Raw genomic sequence first — 16,181 nt, forward strand, 5'->3', positions numbered from 1 at the left:
AGCCCTGGCGAGGGCTGGGCGGAGCCGGCCGGGAGAGGGTGTCAGAGCTTGCGCGTCAGCTGGAAGACGACGGAACCGTCGGCCGTGGTGCGTTCGGACAGGACCTTCAGCCGGCCCGAGGACTCGCGCAGATGGCGGTACTCGTCCAGGGCGAACTTCAGGCAGTAGTTGGTGACGAAGATGCTGTCGTCCGCCGACTGCGAGCTACGGATGCGCTCCGCGGTCACCGCCGCCATGGTGGGGGATCCGTCGGTGCCGAGGGAGAGCGGGACGAGATAGACGCCGTACTCGGAGTCGACGTGCGGTCGGCTGCGCTCCAGGGCGATCTTGGAGAAACGGCGCATCAAATCGTTCTGGTAGAAGTTGAAGATCGGGTGCCAGCCGCCGTCGGAGAGGATCTGCATCTCCGACAGGAAGAGATCGCCGGGCTCCAGGATGTGGTCCAGCATCCTGTTGATGGCCGACGGGTGTTCGTTGCCCTCCTCGAAGCCCAGCATGGTCACGAGGTTCCGGACGCCGGGCACCCGGTACTCCCGTTCGCCGAGTTCCTCGAACAGCGTCTGCTGGTAGGTGAAGCGCTCCACCGGCAGCACGGAGGAGAGTTCGCTGCGCATCGTCTCGCGGGACGCGGGGTTGATGTCCACGCCGTTGTACTGGCGGATGTCCAGCCCGCTCTCGCGCAGGTTGCGCAGGATGTACTTGGTCTTGACGGGTTCGGGACCGAGTTCGGTGTACTGCAGCGGGGCGTCGCCCAGTTCTTCGGCGATGTCACCGAGCACCTGGTCCAGGGCGGTGGTCAGCGGGCGTCGGCGCAGCGCCGTGTTGCCTATCCGGCTGTCGGACAGACCGCGCTCGTTGAGCGCCCACATCAGCTGGAACACCTCTTCCAGGGCGGGGTCGGACTGGGCCGGGGCGTCCTTGTCGTGGTACTTGTCCACGTTCTGCGGAATGGTGATGCTGCTTTCGGGGACGCGGAGGTAGGTGGCCAGCCCACTGCGGATCTGGCCGACCAGGCTCATGCCGGAATGAACGGGCGTTTCGAGAATCTGCTGAGTCACGAATTCCTCCGGATTGAGAGCGGTACGGATCTCGGGGGGATTGATGATTTCCGTTTCGGTGAGCCGTTACTGAAGATCGGACCAGGTGATGACAGGGCTCCCGGCGCGCAGACTGAAATCCATGGCGGGACTCCGCGCGGGCCATTTCAGGCGCATCCAGTTCGGGATGGTGGCGAGGATTCCGTCGTCGCCCGCCAGATGCCAGAACGTGTTGGAGTCCTGCTTGGCGAAGTACGGGCAGAACAGGGACAGGACGAACGTCACCCGCCGTCCCGCGGTCACCGGAGTCACCGCGTGGAAGATATTGCTCCCGTGGATGAACAGCGCCGCACCGAATTCGTCGCAGCGCGCTTCCTCGATACGGGGGTCGTCCTCGGTGACGCCGTCGAACTGGTCGGTGCGGCCCTTGAAGTACGTGAACCTGCCGCCCTCGTACTCACCGGCGTCGTTTAGCTGGATGGTGAAGACGTAGTCCATCCCGTCGCGATGCCATTTGGCTATCTCGCGGTCGCCCGTCCGCCGGCCCTCGAAGTAGTTGATCTGGACCGTCGGCGTGCGCAGCGGGTGCGGGATCAGCGGGACACCGACCATGCGGGAGCAGGCCAGCAGGAAGGCGCGGTCGCGGATCATGTTGTTGATGAAGGGCGACATCAGATCCGCGCTGCGCACCCGGCGGGTGACGATGAACTCGCTGCTGCCGGCGTACGCCTCCAGCTTGTCGCACACGTCCTTCAGCCGGGTCACGCCTTCCGGGGTGAGCAGCTGTGTGGGGCCCGTCATGGCCGTGTCGTCGATGACTCCGTATCCGCGGTTGAGTTCGGCGGTGTCGTATCCGAACTCCTGGAGTTTGACCGTCGGATGCCGGACATCCTGTAGGACCAATTCACTGTCCCACCGGGGTTCCGCCAGGATCTTTCCGTCGTAGCGCGGTTTTCGTGCGCGGATCGCGTGGGCTAATTGATCGAATCCGGTGGCGGTCTTGGGGAGTTCCAGAGTTCCGTTCTTACCGCCGCTCGAAGGGTCTTCGGGGGACATTCCTTCTCCTTCCTCGAAGGAAGAAAGACGAAGTATACCTACCGGTATGGTTACACCGTAGGGGCGCCTTCCTTCAGGTGTCAACCGCCGCAACTTGCGTAACCTCTAATTAACAAGGGAAGCGTGCCGAATCCAGGCACGCCGAAGTATCCACGGTCATAAACGGATGTCTGCTCCGGAGCGCGACGCCCCCACTTACGCCTTGGCTCGGCGGATTTCCCCCTCGTCGCCCCGGGCCGGTTCGGTGAGGGGTGGTTCGGTGACGGGGCCTCTCCGGATCCGCTCCGAATGCACCAGGGCAACGCCGCCCAGACAGACGGCGATACCGATACCGCTCACAAAGCTGATGGCGTCGCCGAACATGAAGAAGCCCCAGATCAGGGTGGCCGGCGCCGTCAGATAGATGAGGGAGCTGACGTAGGTGACGCCGTGGCTCTTCAGGATGATCCAGTACAGGCCGTAGCCGCCCAGCGTGGACAGGGCGATCAGCCAGACGATCGCCAGCCAGGCTTGTCCGGCCGTGGGCATCGCCGCCTGCCCGGTACCGAGGCCGACTAGGGTGAAGAAACCCGCGCTCGCGGCGCACTGGACGGCCAGCGAGTCCATCAGGGGTGCCCGCGGCTCGACCTTGCGCTCGATGAGCGTGGCCACGGTCAGCGCCACCATGCCGATGAAGGGGATCAGGTAGGCCCAGGCCGGTACGTCTGGACGCAGCCCCAGATCGCCGCTGATCACCACCGCGACACCGACGAGTCCGACACCGAGCCCCCACCACTGCCTGCCGGAGGCGCGCTCGCTGAGCAGCAGTCCCGCCAGAGCGCTCGCGCACACCGGCTGCAGGGCGTCGATCAGCGACACGATCCCGCTGGTGACCCCGAGCTGCACGGCGCCGAACATGCTGAAGAGGTAGATGCTCTGCGAGAACAGGCCGAGCAGGGCCTGGACCGCCACCTCGCCGCGGCTCATCCGGTGCCGTTTGACGACGAACTGGAGCAGCAACAGCACGGCCGCGACGGCGATGAACCGCCACATCAGGATCGTCACGGCGCTGGAGACCGCAGTCCCCAGGCCGGCGCCGATGAATCCCGAGCTCCACAGGACGACGAACAGAGCCGCCACCGCCGGCTCGCCTCGCAGGACACTGCGAAATCCAGTCATGACGATCAGACTCCCGCGAGGTATACAGACCGGTATAGCAACTGACGTAACCATACCGTTCGGTGTACCGTCAACACGTGGATGCCCTCAGCAAGAATCAAGCCCGGGCCGGCCGGCGCGGAGATGTGCAGCACCTGACGCCTGCCGGCGTGAGGATCCTGGAGACCGCGTCGCGGCTCTTCTACGAACGGGGGATCCGCGCGGTCGGCGTGGAGGCGATCGCGGAAGAGGCCGGCGTCACGAAGAAGACGCTCTACGACCGCTTCGGCTCGAAGGACGACCTGATCCTGGCCTACCTGCGAGCACGCGACGGGCTGTGGCGCTCGACCCTGGTCAAGTACGTCAACGAGAGCGACGGGCCCCCCGAGAAGAAGCTCCTCGCCACGTTCGGCGCCCTGCACTGCTGGATGCGTGAGCGCAATCCGCGGGGCTGCGCGTTCGTCAACGCGCACGTCGAGCTGCCGGCGGACCATCCCGGGCAGGAGATCGCCCGGGAACAGAAGGCGTGGATGCTGGCCTACATGGAGGACCTGGCGGCGGAGGCCGGGGCCGAGAGCCCCGACACCCTCGCCGCGCAGCTGCTGATCCTCCACGAGGGCGCCTGCATCGCCAACTCCATGCGGTCGGTGGACGATGCGGCGCGGCGCGCGGAGCAGATGGCGGAGATCCTGATCGGGCACGCCCTGGCCCGGTAGTCCCAGGTCACTGGGGGTGGCTCCCGCAAGCTTTAGTTGTCACGTCAGCCATCACGTCATGGGTGTGCCGCACGGGACAGTGCGGCCGACCCGGACACCCTCGGGCTTCAGCCGAACCCCCGTGCCGTCATTCCGGCAGAGCCGTCGGGCACTCCGGTGCCTCGTCGATCTTCCTGACGACCCGCTCCGACACCTCCGCCAGCACCCGCAGCTCGGCCGGCGTCACATGGTCGAGGAACAGGGCGCGCACCGCCTCCACGTGCCGGGGAGCCGCGGCCTCGATCATTCGCCGCCCCTCGTCCGTGATCACGACGAACGCCCCGCGCCCGTCCTCCAGGCACTCGTCGCGCACCACGAGCCCGCGTTTGACCATGCGCGCGATGTGGTGGGACATCCGGCTCTTCTCCCACTCCAGCGAGCGGGCGAGGTCCAGGATGCGCTGGCGCCCCTCGGGCCGGTCGGTCAGTTCGACCAGCACGCCGAAGTCGGCGGCCGACACGTTGGACTCCGCCTGGAGCTGACGGGTCAGGTGCCCCCGGAGCCGGTCGTGCAGGCGCAGGAAGGCACGCCACGCATGCTGCTCGTCCGCCGTCAACCACCGCACCTCTTGTTCCATAAGGGAAGTGTAAACGTAGTTGACACTTCACCGACCATTCGGTCCGTCATCGGAACCCTTCCCCCGACCCACCCTCTTGACACGTCAACCACTTGCAGTCCGTGGCCGCCGGGCTGAAACCGCCCTGAAACCCCGCTGAACCGGCCCCGCCGCATCCTCTGCCGCATGACGACGACACCACAGCGGCTCGCCATCGAGGCGCACGGCCTGCGCAAGGCGTACGGCGACAGGACCGTGCTGGACGGCATCGACTTCGAGGTGCCGCAGGGCACGGTCTTCTCCCTGCTGGGGCCCAACGGCGCGGGCAAGACGACGGCCGTCGGGATCCTCTCCACCCTGCTGACGGCGGACGCCGGACACGCCCGGGTCGGCGGCCACGACCTCCGGGCGCAGGCGCACGCCGTACGGGCCGCGATCGGGGTCACCGGGCAGTTCTCGGCGGTGGACGGGCTGATCACCGGCGAGGAGAACATGCTCCTGATGGCCGACCTGAACCACCTGCCGAGGCACGAGGGCCGCAGGGTCGCCGCCGGTCTCCTGGAGCGATTCGCGCTGGCGGACGCCGCGAAGAAGCCCGCGTCCACGTACTCCGGTGGCATGAGGCGGCGTCTGGACCTCGCGATGACGCTGGTCGGCGGCCCCCGCATCATCTTCCTCGACGAACCCACGACCGGCCTCGACCCCCGTTCCCGGCACACGATGTGGGGCATCGTCCGCGATCTGGTCGCCGCCGGTACGACCGTCTTCCTCACGACCCAGTACCTGGACGAGGCCGACGAACTCGCCGACCGCATCGCGGTGTTGGACGGCGGCCGGATCGTCGCCGAGGGCACCCCCGCGGAGCTGAAACGCCTGGTCCCGGGCGGCCACGTACGCCTGCGCTTCACGGACCCTACGGCGTACGAGCACGCGGCGACCGCCCTGCGCGAGACGACCCTCCCCCACGCTCGGCTTCGCTCGCGCGGGGGGACCCCCATCGACGACACCCTCACCCTCCAGATCCCGAGCACCGGCAGCCAACGGGAACTGCGCGCGGTCCTGGACCGGCTGGACTCGGCCGGCATCGAGGCGGACGAACTCTCCGTGCACACCCCGGACCTGGACGACGTGTTCTTCGCGCTGACAGCACAGCCGACGGCCCCGAACGCCCTCAAGGAGCAGGTCCGATGACTACCCACGCCCTGCGCGACAACCTCACCATGCTTCGCCGCAACCTCCTCCACGCCCGCCGCTACCCCTCTCTCACCCTCAACATCCTCCTCACCCCCGTCATCCTCCTGCTCCTGTTCGTCTACCTCTTCGGCGACGTCATGAGCGCGGGCATCACCGGCGGCCCGGCGGACCGCTCCGCGTACGTCGCCTACATCGTCCCCGGCATCCTCCTGATGACGATCGGCGGCACCGCCCTCGGTACGGCGGTCGCGGTGTCGATGGACATGACGGAGGGCATCATGGCGAGGTTCCGGACGATGGCGATCTCCCGGGCGTCGGTGCTGACGGGCCATGTCCTCGGCAGCGTCCTGCAGACGCTCCTCGCGCTGGCCGTCCTGCTCCTGATCGGCGTGGGCATCGGCTTCCGCCCGGACGCGACGCCGCTGGAGTGGCTCGCGGCGGCCGGTCTGCTCGCCCTGTTCAGCCTGGCCCTGATCTGGTTCGCGGTGGGCATCGGCCTGGCCTCCCCGAACCCGGAGGGCGCGAGCAACCTCGGTCTGCCGCTGATGATGCTGCCGATGGTGTCGAGCGCGTTCGTCCCGGTGGCCGACATGCCGGGCTGGTTCCGCTGGTTCGCGGAGTACCAGCCGTTCTCCCCGGCGATCGAGACCCTGCGCGGCCTGCTGATGGGCACGGTCATCGGTACGACGAACGCGCTGCTGACCCTCGGCTGGGCGGTGGGCCTGTCGGTGCTGGGCTACGTCTGGTCGAAGGCGCTGTTCGTGAGGGAACCCAGGCACTGAAGGACGGCGTCGCGCCCCAACTCCCCGTACTCGTCCCGGGCCTTCGCGTACCCCGCCGCGTCGGCCCGCTCGGCGGCCTCCCGGGCCCGCGCCGCCGACAGGGCGGGGAAGTCCCGTGCCACCGGCACCAGTTCGCTCAGCGCGACCAGCCGCACCGCCCCGGCGTCCCCCTCGGCGAGCCCCGCGAGCGCGACGGCGACGAGCACCGCCCCGGCCGAGGAACCCGGCGCGAGCCCCGGCAGCACTTCCCGCAACTCCTCGACGAGCCCCCCGACTTGATCGACCCGCCCGTGCAGGGCGTGCGCGGCCACCGCCCCCGCGCGGACCTCCAGGGACCATCTCGTCATGAAGGGGTCGCCCACGTCGACGGTCCGCACGTCCTCGGCGGAGCGCCGCCACAGCCGCAGCCCCGCTTCGACGCGCCCGCGCGCGAGCATGATCTCCGCGCGGGCGCCGAGGTCGGAGCTGAACGCCTCGGCGCTGTCCGGGCGTTGTTCGAGGGCGGCGAGCCCGTACCAGTACTCGGCCTCGTCGACGCGGCCGAGCTGGAGGCAGGCGAGGGTCAGCGCCCAGCGCACGCCGACGGGGTCGGACCAGTCGTTGTGGCCGCTGCCGTACGCGCCGAGCGTGTCGTGGGCGGCGCGCAGATGGTCGTACGCCTCCTGGCCGCGTTCGGTGCGCAGGCAGAGTTCGCTGATGCGGCCGTGGGCGAGCATCCGCAGGGCGGGGTTGCCGGCGGGGTCGAGCGAGGCGAGCATCCGGCGGGCGTGGTGCAGGGCGCGCGGGGTGTCGTGCGCGGCGTCCCAGACGTAGCTGGCGAAGGTGGAGGCGGTCCCGGCGAGCATCGGCTCGGGCGCCTCGCAGAGTTCGGTGAGCCGCTCGTACGCGGGCGGGTGGATGTCCGGTACGGCGGCGAGGACGACGGCGAGGGCCCGGGGCACGGTGTCCGGCGGGGCGGGCGGCAGGCGGCGCAGGGTCGCCAACTGGCGTACGGCGTGCGGGCCGTGGGCCATGAAGAGGGTGCCGGTGGAGACGACGCAGGCGCTGCGGAGGGTCTCGATGTCGCGGGGGTCGTCGGGGTGGTGGTGGGAGAGGGGGCCGCCGGTCTCCTCGATGAGGGCGGCGAGGCGGGCGTAGTGGGACTCGGTGGCCCACAGGGAGCCGAGGACGGCGGTGACGGCGGCGGTGGTGGCGCCGTCGGAGCGGGCGAGGGCGTGGCGCAGGGCGAGGGCGAGGTTGTCCTGTTCGGCGCGGACGAGGTCCCAGGCGGGGATGGGGGCGGCGCCGAAGAGGACGTCGTGGTGGGCGCGGCCGAAGGCGCGGGCCCAGGTGAGGAGCCGGCCGGTGACGGCCTCGTCCTCGCCGGCCTCGGCGCGGCGGGCGGCGCCGAACTCGCGGAGGGTCTCCAGCATCCGGAAGCGGGTGCCGTGCGGGGTGTCGGCGACCTTGAGGAGGGACTGTCCGGTGAGCTGTTCCAGCAGGTCGAGGGTGTCGGCGGTGGTGTCGAGGAGGTGTTCGGCGGCGGTGACGTCGAAGCCGCCGGGGAACACGGACAGGGCGCGCAGGGCGGCGCGGCCGTCGGGGCCGAGGAGGTTCCAGCTCCAGTCGACGACGGCCCGCAGGGTGCGGTGGCGTTCGGGTGCGTCGCGGGCGCCGCCGGAGAGCAGGGCGAAGCGGTCGCGCAGGCGGCGGGAGACGTCGGCGACGGAGAGCACACGGACGCGGGCGGCGGCGAGTTCGACGGCGAGGGGGAGGCCGTCGAGGTGGGCGCAGATCTCGGCGACGGTGTCGGGCGGCAGGTCGACGCCGGGGCGGGCGGCGCGGGCGCGCTGGACGAAGAGTTCGGCGGCGTCCTTCGCGCCGAGTTCCGGCAGCGCGTACACGGACTCCGAGGTCAAGCCGAGGGGGGCGCGGCTGGTGGCGAGGATCCGCAGTTCCTTGAACCGGGCGACGAGGCTCCGCACGAGGTCGGCGACGCCGGTGACGACGTGTTCACAGTTGTCCAGCACCAGCAGCGTGGGCCGGGCGCCGAGCGTCGTGATCAGGCCGTCCGCCGGGCCGGCCCCGACGGTGGCGGCGACCTCGGCCGCGACCCCGTCGTCCGAGGCGACCCCGGCGAGCGGCACGAAGTGCACGACCGGCTGCGTCGCGGCATGGCTCACGGCGTGCGAGAGCCGCGTCTTGCCGAGCCCGCCGGTCCCTACGACGGTGACGACCCGCGTGGTGCGCAGCAGCCCGGCGACCGCGGCGACGTCGGCGTCCCGGCCGAGCAGGGGGTTGGGTTCGTACGGGACGCCGTGCCGGACGCGGGGCGTGCCGGCGCTCAGCAACTCCTCGTGCACGGACCGCAGTTCGGGCCCCGGGTCGGTGCCGAGCGTGTCGCGCAGCTCGCGCCGGTAGGCGTCGTACCGGCCGAGCGCGGCGGCGCCGCCCTCGCAGCGCAGGAGTTCCGCGAGCGCCTCCTCGTCCCTGGGTGCCTCGCGGACGACGTCGGTGAGCGGGGCGAGGGCCTCCTCGCGGCGGCCGAGGCGGGCCAGCGCCAACGCGCGCGTGCGGGCCAGCGCCCGGCGAACGTGGGCGCGGTCGGCGCGCAGGGCGCTCAGCGGGTCGTACGGCGGCTCCTCGGCGGCGCCCTCCCACAGGGCGAGGCCCGCCTCGGCGCGGGCGAGGGCGCCCGTGTGGTCGCCGGTGCGCGCGCACGCGGTGGCGGCGGCCTCGTGCAGGAGGAGCGCGGAGCTGTCGATCCGGTCGGGTGCGAAGGCGAGCCGGTAGCCGGTCGGCGTGCTGAGGACCGCCTCGGCGCCGATCTGCGTCCGCAGCCGGGAGACGAGGATCTGGACGGCTTTCGCGGGGTGTTCCGGGAGTTCCTCCGGCCACAGGCCCTCGACGATCCGGGCCGTCCCGCAGCCGGTGGCCGGCTCCTCGGCGAGCAGCGCGAGCAGGCCGCGCAGCCGGGGTGCGGTGATCTCCCGGCCCCGGCAGGCGACGCGGGGCAGGAGGGTCAGCTCGGTGGTCACCCGGGCAGGTTAGCCCGGCCGGTTGGAGAGGCGGACGTGCAGTTCGCGTTCCTGGTCGCCGGAGGACGTGGTCAGGTCGCGGACCGTGAAGAGGGAGTCGAGGGTGGTGCGCAGGCGGTCGATCGCCCAGTAGCTGCCCTGCGCGTCGGCCTCGACGGTCGCGGCGAGGCGGGACGGGGGCGGGCAGGTGTGGGTCTCGGCGACCTCGAAGGTGCCGAGCCAGACGGCGGGGCGGGTCTCGTGCAGGCGCTCGGGGATGTCGGCGGCGGTGCGGTCGGACGCGTAGCAGGCCCGGAGCGTGTCGAACACGATCCGGGCGTCGTCGTGGTGGCAGCCGCTGATCTCGACGGAGACGGATTCCTCACGCATCGTGATCACCTCCTGGGATGGTGTGGAGTGGCCCGCGTACCACGCCACACCTCCAGGAAACCACCGCCGCGTTTCGCTAGCTCCGGGTGAAGCGGTAGGTCTTGCTGTCCGTGAGCACGCAGAAGCCGGGCGAGATGACGATCACGCGCAGGACTCCGCTGCGGCGGTCGTAGTCGATGCCCTCCGTCTCGAAGCTGCCGGAGCAGCCGCTGCGCAGGGGGAGCTGGCGCAGGGCGGTGACGCGGCCGGAGACGTTCGACGTGCCGTTCGGCTTCGCCGCGAGGTCGACCTGGAGGAGGGGCTTGGTCATGCCGAAGAGCGTGCCCGCGGGGTCGTCCGAGGAGCACAGGAGGGTCGTGGGGCCGGAGAAGTCGCAGCCCTGGACGTCGCGGACGGGGCGGTCGAGGGTGACGGTCGTGACCCAGGGGAGGTTCGTGCCCGGCGAGGTGGCGGGGTTGATGCCGGGGGTGGGGAAGACGAGGAAGCGGGTCATCGTGCCCCACTCCCCGGCGAGCATCCACTGCCCGTCGGGGGAGATCGCGACCCACGAGTTGTTGATGGCCTCGCCGGGGGCGAGCGTGTGGACGTACTCGGACCAGGCGCCGCCCGGGGACTGGACGCGGAACATCTTCGAGCCGGAGTCCCGCTGGTAGGGCTCGATGTACGTCCCGTCGTACGCGGCGTCCGGGTCCCCGACGTGGTTCCAGCCCCGGACGCTGACGCCGACCGGGATGGTCCCGATCCCGGTGTACCGGTTGGGGCTGTTCGCCGGCACCTCCACGGACGTGAGCCCCTGGCTCTCGGTCAGCGGGTCGGCGCGGTCGGAGCCGGCCTCGGTCCAGGTGTCGGCGGCCGAAGCGGGCGGCGCGGCCGAGAACGCGACGGCCGCGGCGGTGGCGAGCGTCACCAGGGCGGCACGGGCACGGCGGAGCCGGGTGGGGCGCAGAGGCATGAGGGCCTACTCCTCGGTAGGGAGGGGTTCGGCGGAACAGTGTGGCGGGTGGTGGGAGGCGTGTACAGCCCATGTACGGGGGCGAGTTGGGGAACAGGGAACGACTTTTCCGGCCCTACCGCCGAATGCCCACGACCACCTGCGCGTACAGGTCGTCGTCGTACTCCAGGCGCGGTGTGAGGCCGCCCGCCTCGAACGCCTCCAGCGCGCCCGGTGCCTGGTGTTCGCTGGTCTCGACGAGGAGGCAGCCGCCCGGGGCGAGCCAGTGGGCGGCGTCGGCGGCGACGCGGCGCAGGACGTCGAGGCCGTCGGTGCCGCCGTCGAGGGCGACGAGGGGTTCGTGGTCGCGGGCCTCGGCGGGCAGGAGGCCGACCTCGCCGGTGGGGACGTACGGCACGTTCGCGGCGAGGATGTCGACGTGTCCGCGCAGGGTGTCCGGCAGCGCGGCGTACAGGTCGCCCCGGTGGACGTGTCCGCCGTACGGGGTGAGGTTGGTGCGGGCGCAGGCGACGGCGGCCTCGTCGACGTCGGCGGCGTGCAGGTGCGGCGGGTTCAGGGCCGCCGCGAGGGCCGCGCCCACCGCGCCGGAGCCGCAGCACAGGTCGACGACGGTCCGGGCGTGCGGGGCGGTGGCGAGGGCGCGGTCGACGAGGTACTCGGTGCGGCGGCGGGGGACGAAGACGCCGGGCGCCACGGCTATCCGCAGACCGGCGAACTCGGCCCAGCCGACGACCACTTCGAGGGGTTCACCGGCGGCCCGGCGGGCCACCAGCGCGGTGAGCTCGGCCTCGGTGCGGGCGGCGGAGAGGATCAGTTCCGCCTCGTCCTCGGCGAAGACGCAGCCGGCCGCGCGCAGGGCGGCGACGACGGCAGGGCGGGCTGACGACAGGGAGATCATGGTGGGGCGAGGGCCTTTCGGGGCGGCGAAGGGCGCTCGTACGGTCGACTAGGACCGGCGGTCCGCGCGGCGGAGGGGGAGCACCCGTGCTGGCACAGCGGTGATGGGTCCCACCTCCTCGGGGTTCGGGCGACCGGGGCTGTCGCGGTCGGGCGTCACCCTACCCCAAGGGTTCGGCGGGCCCGCCTCCCGGATCCGGTTGTACTCTGCAACCACAGGCTGTGAGGGAGGTCCGGCAGTGGATTCGGAGGCCGTGGAGACCATCCAGCGGGAGATGACGGCGTTCGCCCGGCGGGCCCGGGCGAGCGCGGGGCGGCTGCACCCCGAGCTGACGCTCGTGTCGTACACGCTGCTCGGGCATCTGGAGGAGGACGAGGGGGGCCGGGCGACCGATCTCGCCGCGTACTACGGGCTCGACAAGTCGACGATCAGCCGGCAGGTCACCGCGCTGGAGCGGGCCGGGCTCGTCGAGCGGCGCCCCGACCCCGCGGACCTGCGGGTGCAGGGCCTGTACCTGACCGACGCCGGGCGGCGGATCCTCGCGCAGGTCACCGAGAGCCGGCGCGACGCGTTCCGGGAGCGGCTCGACGGCTGGGAGGCGGGGGATCTGGAGCGGTTCGCCGCGTATCTGGTGCGGTACAACGCGACGGGCGAATCCTCCGGGTCCGACGACCCTGCGATGCCCTGACCCCGTCCGGCGCGGCATCGTCGCCCGACTCGCGCACTTGAGCTGCGGGGCGGTCGACACTCCGGTGGCGCTGTCGACCCGTACCCATCACTTCGACGCGCTGCGGGAGGCCGGGCAGGAGCGCCGGTAGCGCGGAGTGCCGTTCGCCGTGCGGGCGGGTGGGGCATGCTCGCAGCAACGTGCGCCCGGCCGTCGGCAGCGAAGGGGAGCGGAGATGGACCTGTGGACGCAGGAGGAGTTCGGGGAGTCCCACGGGGGGTACGCGGGGGCCGTGCTCGCGGACGGGAGCGAACCCGGGCCCGTCCACCTCGACTTCGGGTCCAGCGCCGCGAGCATCGTCGAGACGCGCGAGTGGTGGGCCTACGACGGCCGGCTGAACCGGCCGCTGGCCGCCGGGTTCCGGGCGGCCTGCATGTGCGGCTGGCGGGGCACCGCGCGTCCCGTGGACCGCGCCGGGATGACCTACGACGAACTCGCCGACGTCGACGTGCTGGGCGCGTACGAGGAGTGGGGCGAGCACATCGACGTCGTCGAGCGGCGGACGATACCCGTCCCCGATCACCTCGCCGAGGCCATCGACCAGCTCCACGTCCAGCTCGCCGCCCTCGCCGACCAGGCGCCGGTCGCCGCGCTGCGGGCGGTGGGGGCGCTGGAGCGGGTGACCCGGGGTGTCGCCCGTGAGGCGGCGTACTCGGTGAAGGACGAGGAGCCGCAGTGGGAGGCGATCGGGGTGGCGCTGGGCCTGGACGCGGAGCGGGCGCGGCGGCTGACCCTGCACTACCTGCTGCGGTCGTGAGGGACGGTCACCTGCCGGGCAGGGGGTGGGCGCCGGTCCACCAGTTGCCGGGGGCCTCGGGGTCGCTGCTCGTCCAGTACTCCAGGTTCGCCGCGGTGAACTCCTCACGGGAGATGGTGCCGTTGCCGTCGCGGTCGAGGTGGGCGAAGGCTTCCTCGCACCGGGCGCGGTCCAGGGCCGGGAAGTGGCTGCTCTGGAAGGCGTGGAACTCGTCAGGGTCGAGGGTGCCGTTGCCGTCGGTGTCGGCGATCTCGAAGAACGTCTCCGCCAGGCGGCCCAGCGTCGCGGCGGCGGCGTCCGGGTCGTCGGCGAGGGAGCGGACCGCGGTGATGAAGTCTGCGCGGGTGATCGCGTCGGCGCCGCCGACGGACGGCTGGTGGACATCGCGCCAGATGCCGACGTAGGCGTCGACGATCACGCTCTCGGCGGCGGATCCCTCCTCGTGGCCGAGGGCCCGGGCGGCTCGCCGGCCCATCAGGATGTGGTCCTGCTCGGTGAGGCGGCCGTCGCCGTCGGCGTCGAGGTGGTCGAAGCCTCGGGCGATCTTGGTGGTGAGCAGGTCGTCGGTCATCGAACTCCTCTTGTCCGGCGCGGGTTGTGGTTGAGCGGTGCCAGGATCGCCCGGCCGGCGGGGGTCGCGCGCGGATCTCGGGGGCGCGTCACCCTGGGAGACAGATGTGCGAGAGGTCCGCGCGGGTCCCCCGGTCGGCGTATGCCGGATCTGTTGACATCCCTTTCGGCCAACCCCATAGTTCCTGGCACTAGAGCGCTCCACTAACGCGCTCCAGATCCGCACAGTGAGGTGCAGGACATGGTTCGTCACCCTCGTATCACCGCGGCACTCCTCGTCTCAGGACTGCTCGTCGCCGGCTGCTCCAGCACGTCCGGCGGGAAGAAGGCTCAGGACACCGACGACACCGGGGCCTCGGCCGGGAAGGCGAGCACGCCCCGGATGAAGGTCGCCCTCATCACGCACGCGGATCCCGGGGACACGTTCTGGGACCTGATCCGCAAGGGCGCCTCGGCCGCCGCCGAGAAGGACAACGTCGACCTCGTGTACGCGAGCGACCCGGTCGCCGGGAATCAGGCGAACCTCGTACAGAACGCGATCGACCAGAAGGTGGACGGCATCGCCCTGACCGCCGCGAAGCCGGACGCGATGAAGGCGGTGGTCGCCAAGGCGACGGCCGCCGGGATACCGGTCGTCGGCTTCAACTCCGGCCTGGACGTCTGGAAGGGCCTCGGCATGCTGGAGTACTTCGGGCAGGACGAGACGATCGCGGGCCAGGCGTTCGGGAAGCGGCTCGACGAACTCGGCGCGAAGAACGCCCTGTGCGTCGTGCAGTCACAGGGGCAGGTCGCGCTGGAGTCCAGATGCGCCGGCCTGGAGAAGGGGTTCGCGGGGAAGACGGAGAAGATCTACGTCACCGGTACCGACATGCCGTCCGTGAAGGCGACGATCACCGCGAAGCTCCGCCGGGACCCGTCGATCGACCAGGTCGTCACGCTCGGGGCGCCGTTCGCGCTCACCGCCGTCCAGTCCGTCGCGGACGCCGGGAGCAGGGCGAAGGTGGCGACGTTCGACCTGAACAAGGAGTTGGTCGCGGCGGTCAAGGCGGGCAGCGTGGAGTTCGCGGTGGACCAACAGCCGTACCTCCAGGGCTACTTGGCCATCGACGCGCTGTGGCTGTACAAGACCAACGGCAACGTCAGCGGCGGCGGCACGGCACCGGTCCTGACGGGGCCCGCGTTCGTGACGAAGGAGAACGTGGACGCGGTGGCGAGGTTCGCGGCGAAGGGGACGCGGTGACCGGAGGTCGGCCGAACGCCGGGGCACATAAAGGGAGTTGCCCCCGACCCCTCACCCCCGAGGTTTCCCCGTAGTCCCCCGTACCACCAGCTTGGGGTCCACCACCGCTTCCCTGGGCTCCAGTTGCTCGTCCTCCAGCCGCTCCACCGCGAACCGCACCGCGTACTCCGCGAGCAGCAGCGCGTCCTGACGGACCGTCGTCAGACCCAGCGGCATGAGATGGGAGAGGTGACTGTCGTCGTACCCGACGATCGAGACGTCACGCGGAATGTCCAGCCCACCCCGCGCGAAGGACATCATCAGCCCCATCGCACACCGGTCGTTGCCCGCGAGGACGGCCGTGGGGAGCGCCCGCCCCTCGTCGCGCTCGGCGAGCAGCAGCCGCCCCGCCTCGATGCCCGAGCGTTCCGTGTGGTCGCCGGGGATGATCCGGGCCTCGGGCTGGAGGGAGTGCCGGCGCATGGCGGCCCGGTACGCGCGCCGGCGTTCCGCGGAGCCGGGCCCCTTGCCGCCGTCGATGTGGACGATGTCGCGGTGCCCCAGCTCGACGAGGTGGTCCATGGCGAGCCGGACCCCCTTGCCCTCGGCGGTGTGGACGCTGTCGACGCGGGCGTGGGGGACGCGCCGCCCGACGGAGACGGCGACGGTCCGGCGGCCGAGCGCGTCGAGGTCGACGGGTTCGGCGTCGGAGCCGAAGAGGATGACGGCCTCGCAGCGGTGCGCGAGGAGCGCCTCGACGGCCTTGTCCTCGCCGCGTCCGCGCGCGGTCGCGGAGAGCAGGACGTCGTACCCGAGGCGCTCGGCCTCGGGGTAGATGCCCTCGATGAGGTCGGCGTGGAAGGGCTGGTGGGCGGCGATGAGGACGCCGATCGTGCGGCTGCGCCCGCGTGCGAGGAGGCGGGCCGCGCTGTCGAGCCGGTACCCGATCTCCCCGGCGACGCGCAGGACCCGTTCGCGGGTCTCCTGGCTCGCGCCGGGCTGGTTGCGGAAGACGATCGACACGAGCGCCCGGGAGACCCCCGCGCGCTCGGCGACGTCCTCCATCGTCGGCCGCTTTCCCACCGTCACGTCCACCACCCTTCGCGGCCCACTGTACGTGGGGCGGGGAACTCCGGGACATCTCCTCGTCACGAC

At 71.3% G+C, this 16,181-nt stretch carries 16 protein-coding genes; 6 read left to right on the top strand and 10 right to left on the bottom strand.

Features of this window, described 5'->3' with window-relative positions:
* Window positions 1–41 precede the first annotated feature (41 nt).
* The 3 genes from ACLZOT_RS23470 to ACLZOT_RS23480 all read right to left on the bottom strand — a co-directional run bounded on the left by ACLZOT_RS23470 (window position 42) and on the right by ACLZOT_RS23480 (window position 3,251).
* Window positions 42–1,058 carry a hypothetical protein gene (locus tag ACLZOT_RS23470; protein WP_416970999.1) on the bottom strand — a complete coding sequence of 339 codons (1,017 nt, stop codon included), beginning with the start codon at window positions 1,056–1,058 and terminating at the stop codon, window positions 42–44.
* 66 nt (window positions 1,059–1,124) lie between these two features.
* Complete coding sequence (locus ACLZOT_RS23475; protein ID WP_416971000.1) at window positions 1,125–2,093, bottom strand: 2OG-Fe(II) oxygenase; 969 nt, start codon at window positions 2,091–2,093, stop codon at window positions 1,125–1,127.
* A gap of 195 nt (window positions 2,094–2,288) precedes the next feature.
* Entirely contained in the window at window positions 2,289–3,251 is a 963-nt protein-coding gene (locus ACLZOT_RS23480; protein ID WP_416971001.1) for a DMT family transporter, read from the bottom strand.
* A gap of 149 nt (window positions 3,252–3,400) precedes the next feature.
* Here ACLZOT_RS23480 and ACLZOT_RS23485 point away from each other — a divergent pair, with 149 nt between their 5' ends.
* Complete coding sequence (locus tag ACLZOT_RS23485; RefSeq protein WP_416971002.1) at window positions 3,401–3,946, top strand: TetR/AcrR family transcriptional regulator; 546 nt, start codon at window positions 3,401–3,403, stop codon at window positions 3,944–3,946.
* A gap of 127 nt (window positions 3,947–4,073) precedes the next feature.
* Here ACLZOT_RS23485 and ACLZOT_RS23490 read toward each other — a convergent pair whose 3' ends face one another.
* Window positions 4,074–4,562, bottom strand: coding sequence for a MarR family winged helix-turn-helix transcriptional regulator (locus ACLZOT_RS23490; RefSeq protein WP_416971003.1), 489 nt, complete (start codon window positions 4,560–4,562; stop codon window positions 4,074–4,076).
* 165 nt (window positions 4,563–4,727) lie between these two features.
* Here ACLZOT_RS23490 and ACLZOT_RS23495 point away from each other — a divergent pair, with 165 nt between their 5' ends.
* Both ACLZOT_RS23495 and ACLZOT_RS23500 read left to right on the top strand, forming a co-directional pair.
* Window positions 4,728–5,732, top strand: a complete 1,005-nt coding sequence (locus ACLZOT_RS23495; RefSeq protein WP_416971004.1) for an ATP-binding cassette domain-containing protein — start codon at window positions 4,728–4,730, stop codon at window positions 5,730–5,732.
* Window positions 5,729–6,517 carry an ABC transporter permease gene (locus ACLZOT_RS23500; RefSeq protein WP_416971005.1) on the top strand — a complete coding sequence of 263 codons (789 nt, stop codon included), beginning with the start codon at window positions 5,729–5,731 and terminating at the stop codon, window positions 6,515–6,517. The genes ACLZOT_RS23495 and ACLZOT_RS23500 overlap by 4 nt, the downstream gene beginning before the upstream one ends.
* Here the strand turns inward: ACLZOT_RS23500 and ACLZOT_RS23505 are convergent.
* The 4 genes from ACLZOT_RS23505 to ACLZOT_RS23520 all read right to left on the bottom strand — a co-directional run bounded on the left by ACLZOT_RS23505 (window position 6,472) and on the right by ACLZOT_RS23520 (window position 11,753).
* Window positions 6,472–9,534 (bottom strand): ATP-binding protein, encoded by a 3,063-nt coding sequence (locus tag ACLZOT_RS23505; protein ID WP_416971006.1) that lies wholly within the window; start codon window positions 9,532–9,534, stop codon window positions 6,472–6,474. The two genes, ACLZOT_RS23500 and ACLZOT_RS23505, sit on opposite strands and share 46 nt — an antisense overlap.
* Window positions 9,535–9,543: 9 nt before the next feature.
* The gene (locus ACLZOT_RS23510) at window positions 9,544–9,903 is read right to left on the bottom strand and encodes a hypothetical protein (RefSeq protein ID WP_416971007.1); all 360 of its coding nucleotides are present in this window, start codon (window positions 9,901–9,903) and stop codon (window positions 9,544–9,546) included.
* 76 nt (window positions 9,904–9,979) lie between these two features.
* Entirely contained in the window at window positions 9,980–10,855 is an 876-nt protein-coding gene (locus tag ACLZOT_RS23515) for a hypothetical protein (protein ID WP_416971008.1), read from the bottom strand.
* A gap of 115 nt (window positions 10,856–10,970) precedes the next feature.
* Entirely contained in the window at window positions 10,971–11,753 is a 783-nt protein-coding gene (locus ACLZOT_RS23520) for a putative protein N(5)-glutamine methyltransferase (RefSeq protein WP_416971009.1), read from the bottom strand.
* Between the two features lie 274 nt (window positions 11,754–12,027).
* Here ACLZOT_RS23520 and ACLZOT_RS23525 point away from each other — a divergent pair, with 274 nt between their 5' ends.
* On the top strand, window positions 12,028–12,441 hold the full coding sequence (locus tag ACLZOT_RS23525; protein ID WP_416971133.1) for a MarR family winged helix-turn-helix transcriptional regulator: 414 nt from the start codon (window positions 12,028–12,030) through the stop codon (window positions 12,439–12,441).
* Between the two features lie 214 nt (window positions 12,442–12,655).
* Window positions 12,656–13,237, top strand: a complete 582-nt coding sequence (locus ACLZOT_RS23530) for a hypothetical protein (protein ID WP_416971010.1) — start codon at window positions 12,656–12,658, stop codon at window positions 13,235–13,237.
* A 7-nt stretch (window positions 13,238–13,244) separates the two neighbouring features.
* Here the strand turns inward: ACLZOT_RS23530 and ACLZOT_RS23535 are convergent, their stop codons facing one another.
* Entirely contained in the window at window positions 13,245–13,808 is a 564-nt protein-coding gene (locus ACLZOT_RS23535) for an EF-hand domain-containing protein (RefSeq protein ID WP_416971011.1), read from the bottom strand.
* Between the two features lie 240 nt (window positions 13,809–14,048).
* Between ACLZOT_RS23535 and ACLZOT_RS23540 the strand changes: the two genes are divergently transcribed.
* The gene (locus ACLZOT_RS23540) at window positions 14,049–15,047 is read left to right on the top strand and encodes a substrate-binding domain-containing protein (RefSeq protein ID WP_416971012.1); all 999 of its coding nucleotides are present in this window, start codon (window positions 14,049–14,051) and stop codon (window positions 15,045–15,047) included.
* A gap of 51 nt (window positions 15,048–15,098) precedes the next feature.
* Here the strand turns inward: ACLZOT_RS23540 and ACLZOT_RS23545 are convergent, their stop codons facing one another.
* Window positions 15,099–16,091 carry a LacI family DNA-binding transcriptional regulator gene (locus ACLZOT_RS23545; protein WP_416971134.1) on the bottom strand — a complete coding sequence of 331 codons (993 nt, stop codon included), beginning with the start codon at window positions 16,089–16,091 and terminating at the stop codon, window positions 15,099–15,101.
* Between the last annotated feature and the right edge of the window lie 90 nt (window positions 16,092–16,181).

The sequence above is a fragment of the Streptomyces sp. 4F14 genome, assembly GCF_048159485.1.
GTDB lineage: Bacteria > Actinomycetota > Actinomycetes > Streptomycetales > Streptomycetaceae > Streptomyces.

What these genes read in the sequence shown, in the direction of transcription:
- ACLZOT_RS23475 (WP_416971000.1), bottom strand. Translation starts at nt 2,093, where the DNA reads ATGTCCCCCGAAGACCCTTCGAGCGGCGGTAAGAACGGAACTCTGGAA.
- ACLZOT_RS23480 (WP_416971001.1), bottom strand. Translation starts at nt 3,251, where the DNA reads ATGACTGGATTTCGCAGTGTCCTGCGAGGCGAGCCGGCGGTGGCGGCT.
- ACLZOT_RS23490 (WP_416971003.1), bottom strand. Translation starts at nt 4,562, where the DNA reads ATGGAACAAGAGGTGCGGTGGTTGACGGCGGACGAGCAGCATGCGTGG.
- ACLZOT_RS23495 (WP_416971004.1), top strand. Translation starts at nt 4,728, where the DNA reads ATGACGACGACACCACAGCGGCTCGCCATCGAGGCGCACGGCCTGCGC.
- ACLZOT_RS23500 (WP_416971005.1), top strand. Translation starts at nt 5,729, where the DNA reads ATGACTACCCACGCCCTGCGCGACAACCTCACCATGCTTCGCCGCAAC.
- ACLZOT_RS23510 (WP_416971007.1), bottom strand. Translation starts at nt 9,903, where the DNA reads ATGCGTGAGGAATCCGTCTCCGTCGAGATCAGCGGCTGCCACCACGAC.
- ACLZOT_RS23515 (WP_416971008.1), bottom strand. Translation starts at nt 10,855, where the DNA reads ATGCCTCTGCGCCCCACCCGGCTCCGCCGTGCCCGTGCCGCCCTGGTG.
- ACLZOT_RS23520 (WP_416971009.1), bottom strand. Translation starts at nt 11,753, where the DNA reads ATGATCTCCCTGTCGTCAGCCCGCCCTGCCGTCGTCGCCGCCCTGCGC.
- ACLZOT_RS23525 (WP_416971133.1), top strand. Translation starts at nt 12,028, where the DNA reads ATGACGGCGTTCGCCCGGCGGGCCCGGGCGAGCGCGGGGCGGCTGCAC.
- ACLZOT_RS23530 (WP_416971010.1), top strand. Translation starts at nt 12,656, where the DNA reads ATGGACCTGTGGACGCAGGAGGAGTTCGGGGAGTCCCACGGGGGGTAC.
- ACLZOT_RS23535 (WP_416971011.1), bottom strand. Translation starts at nt 13,808, where the DNA reads ATGACCGACGACCTGCTCACCACCAAGATCGCCCGAGGCTTCGACCAC.
- ACLZOT_RS23540 (WP_416971012.1), top strand. Translation starts at nt 14,049, where the DNA reads ATGGTTCGTCACCCTCGTATCACCGCGGCACTCCTCGTCTCAGGACTG.
- ACLZOT_RS23545 (WP_416971134.1), bottom strand. Translation starts at nt 16,091, where the DNA reads ATGGAGGACGTCGCCGAGCGCGCGGGGGTCTCCCGGGCGCTCGTGTCG.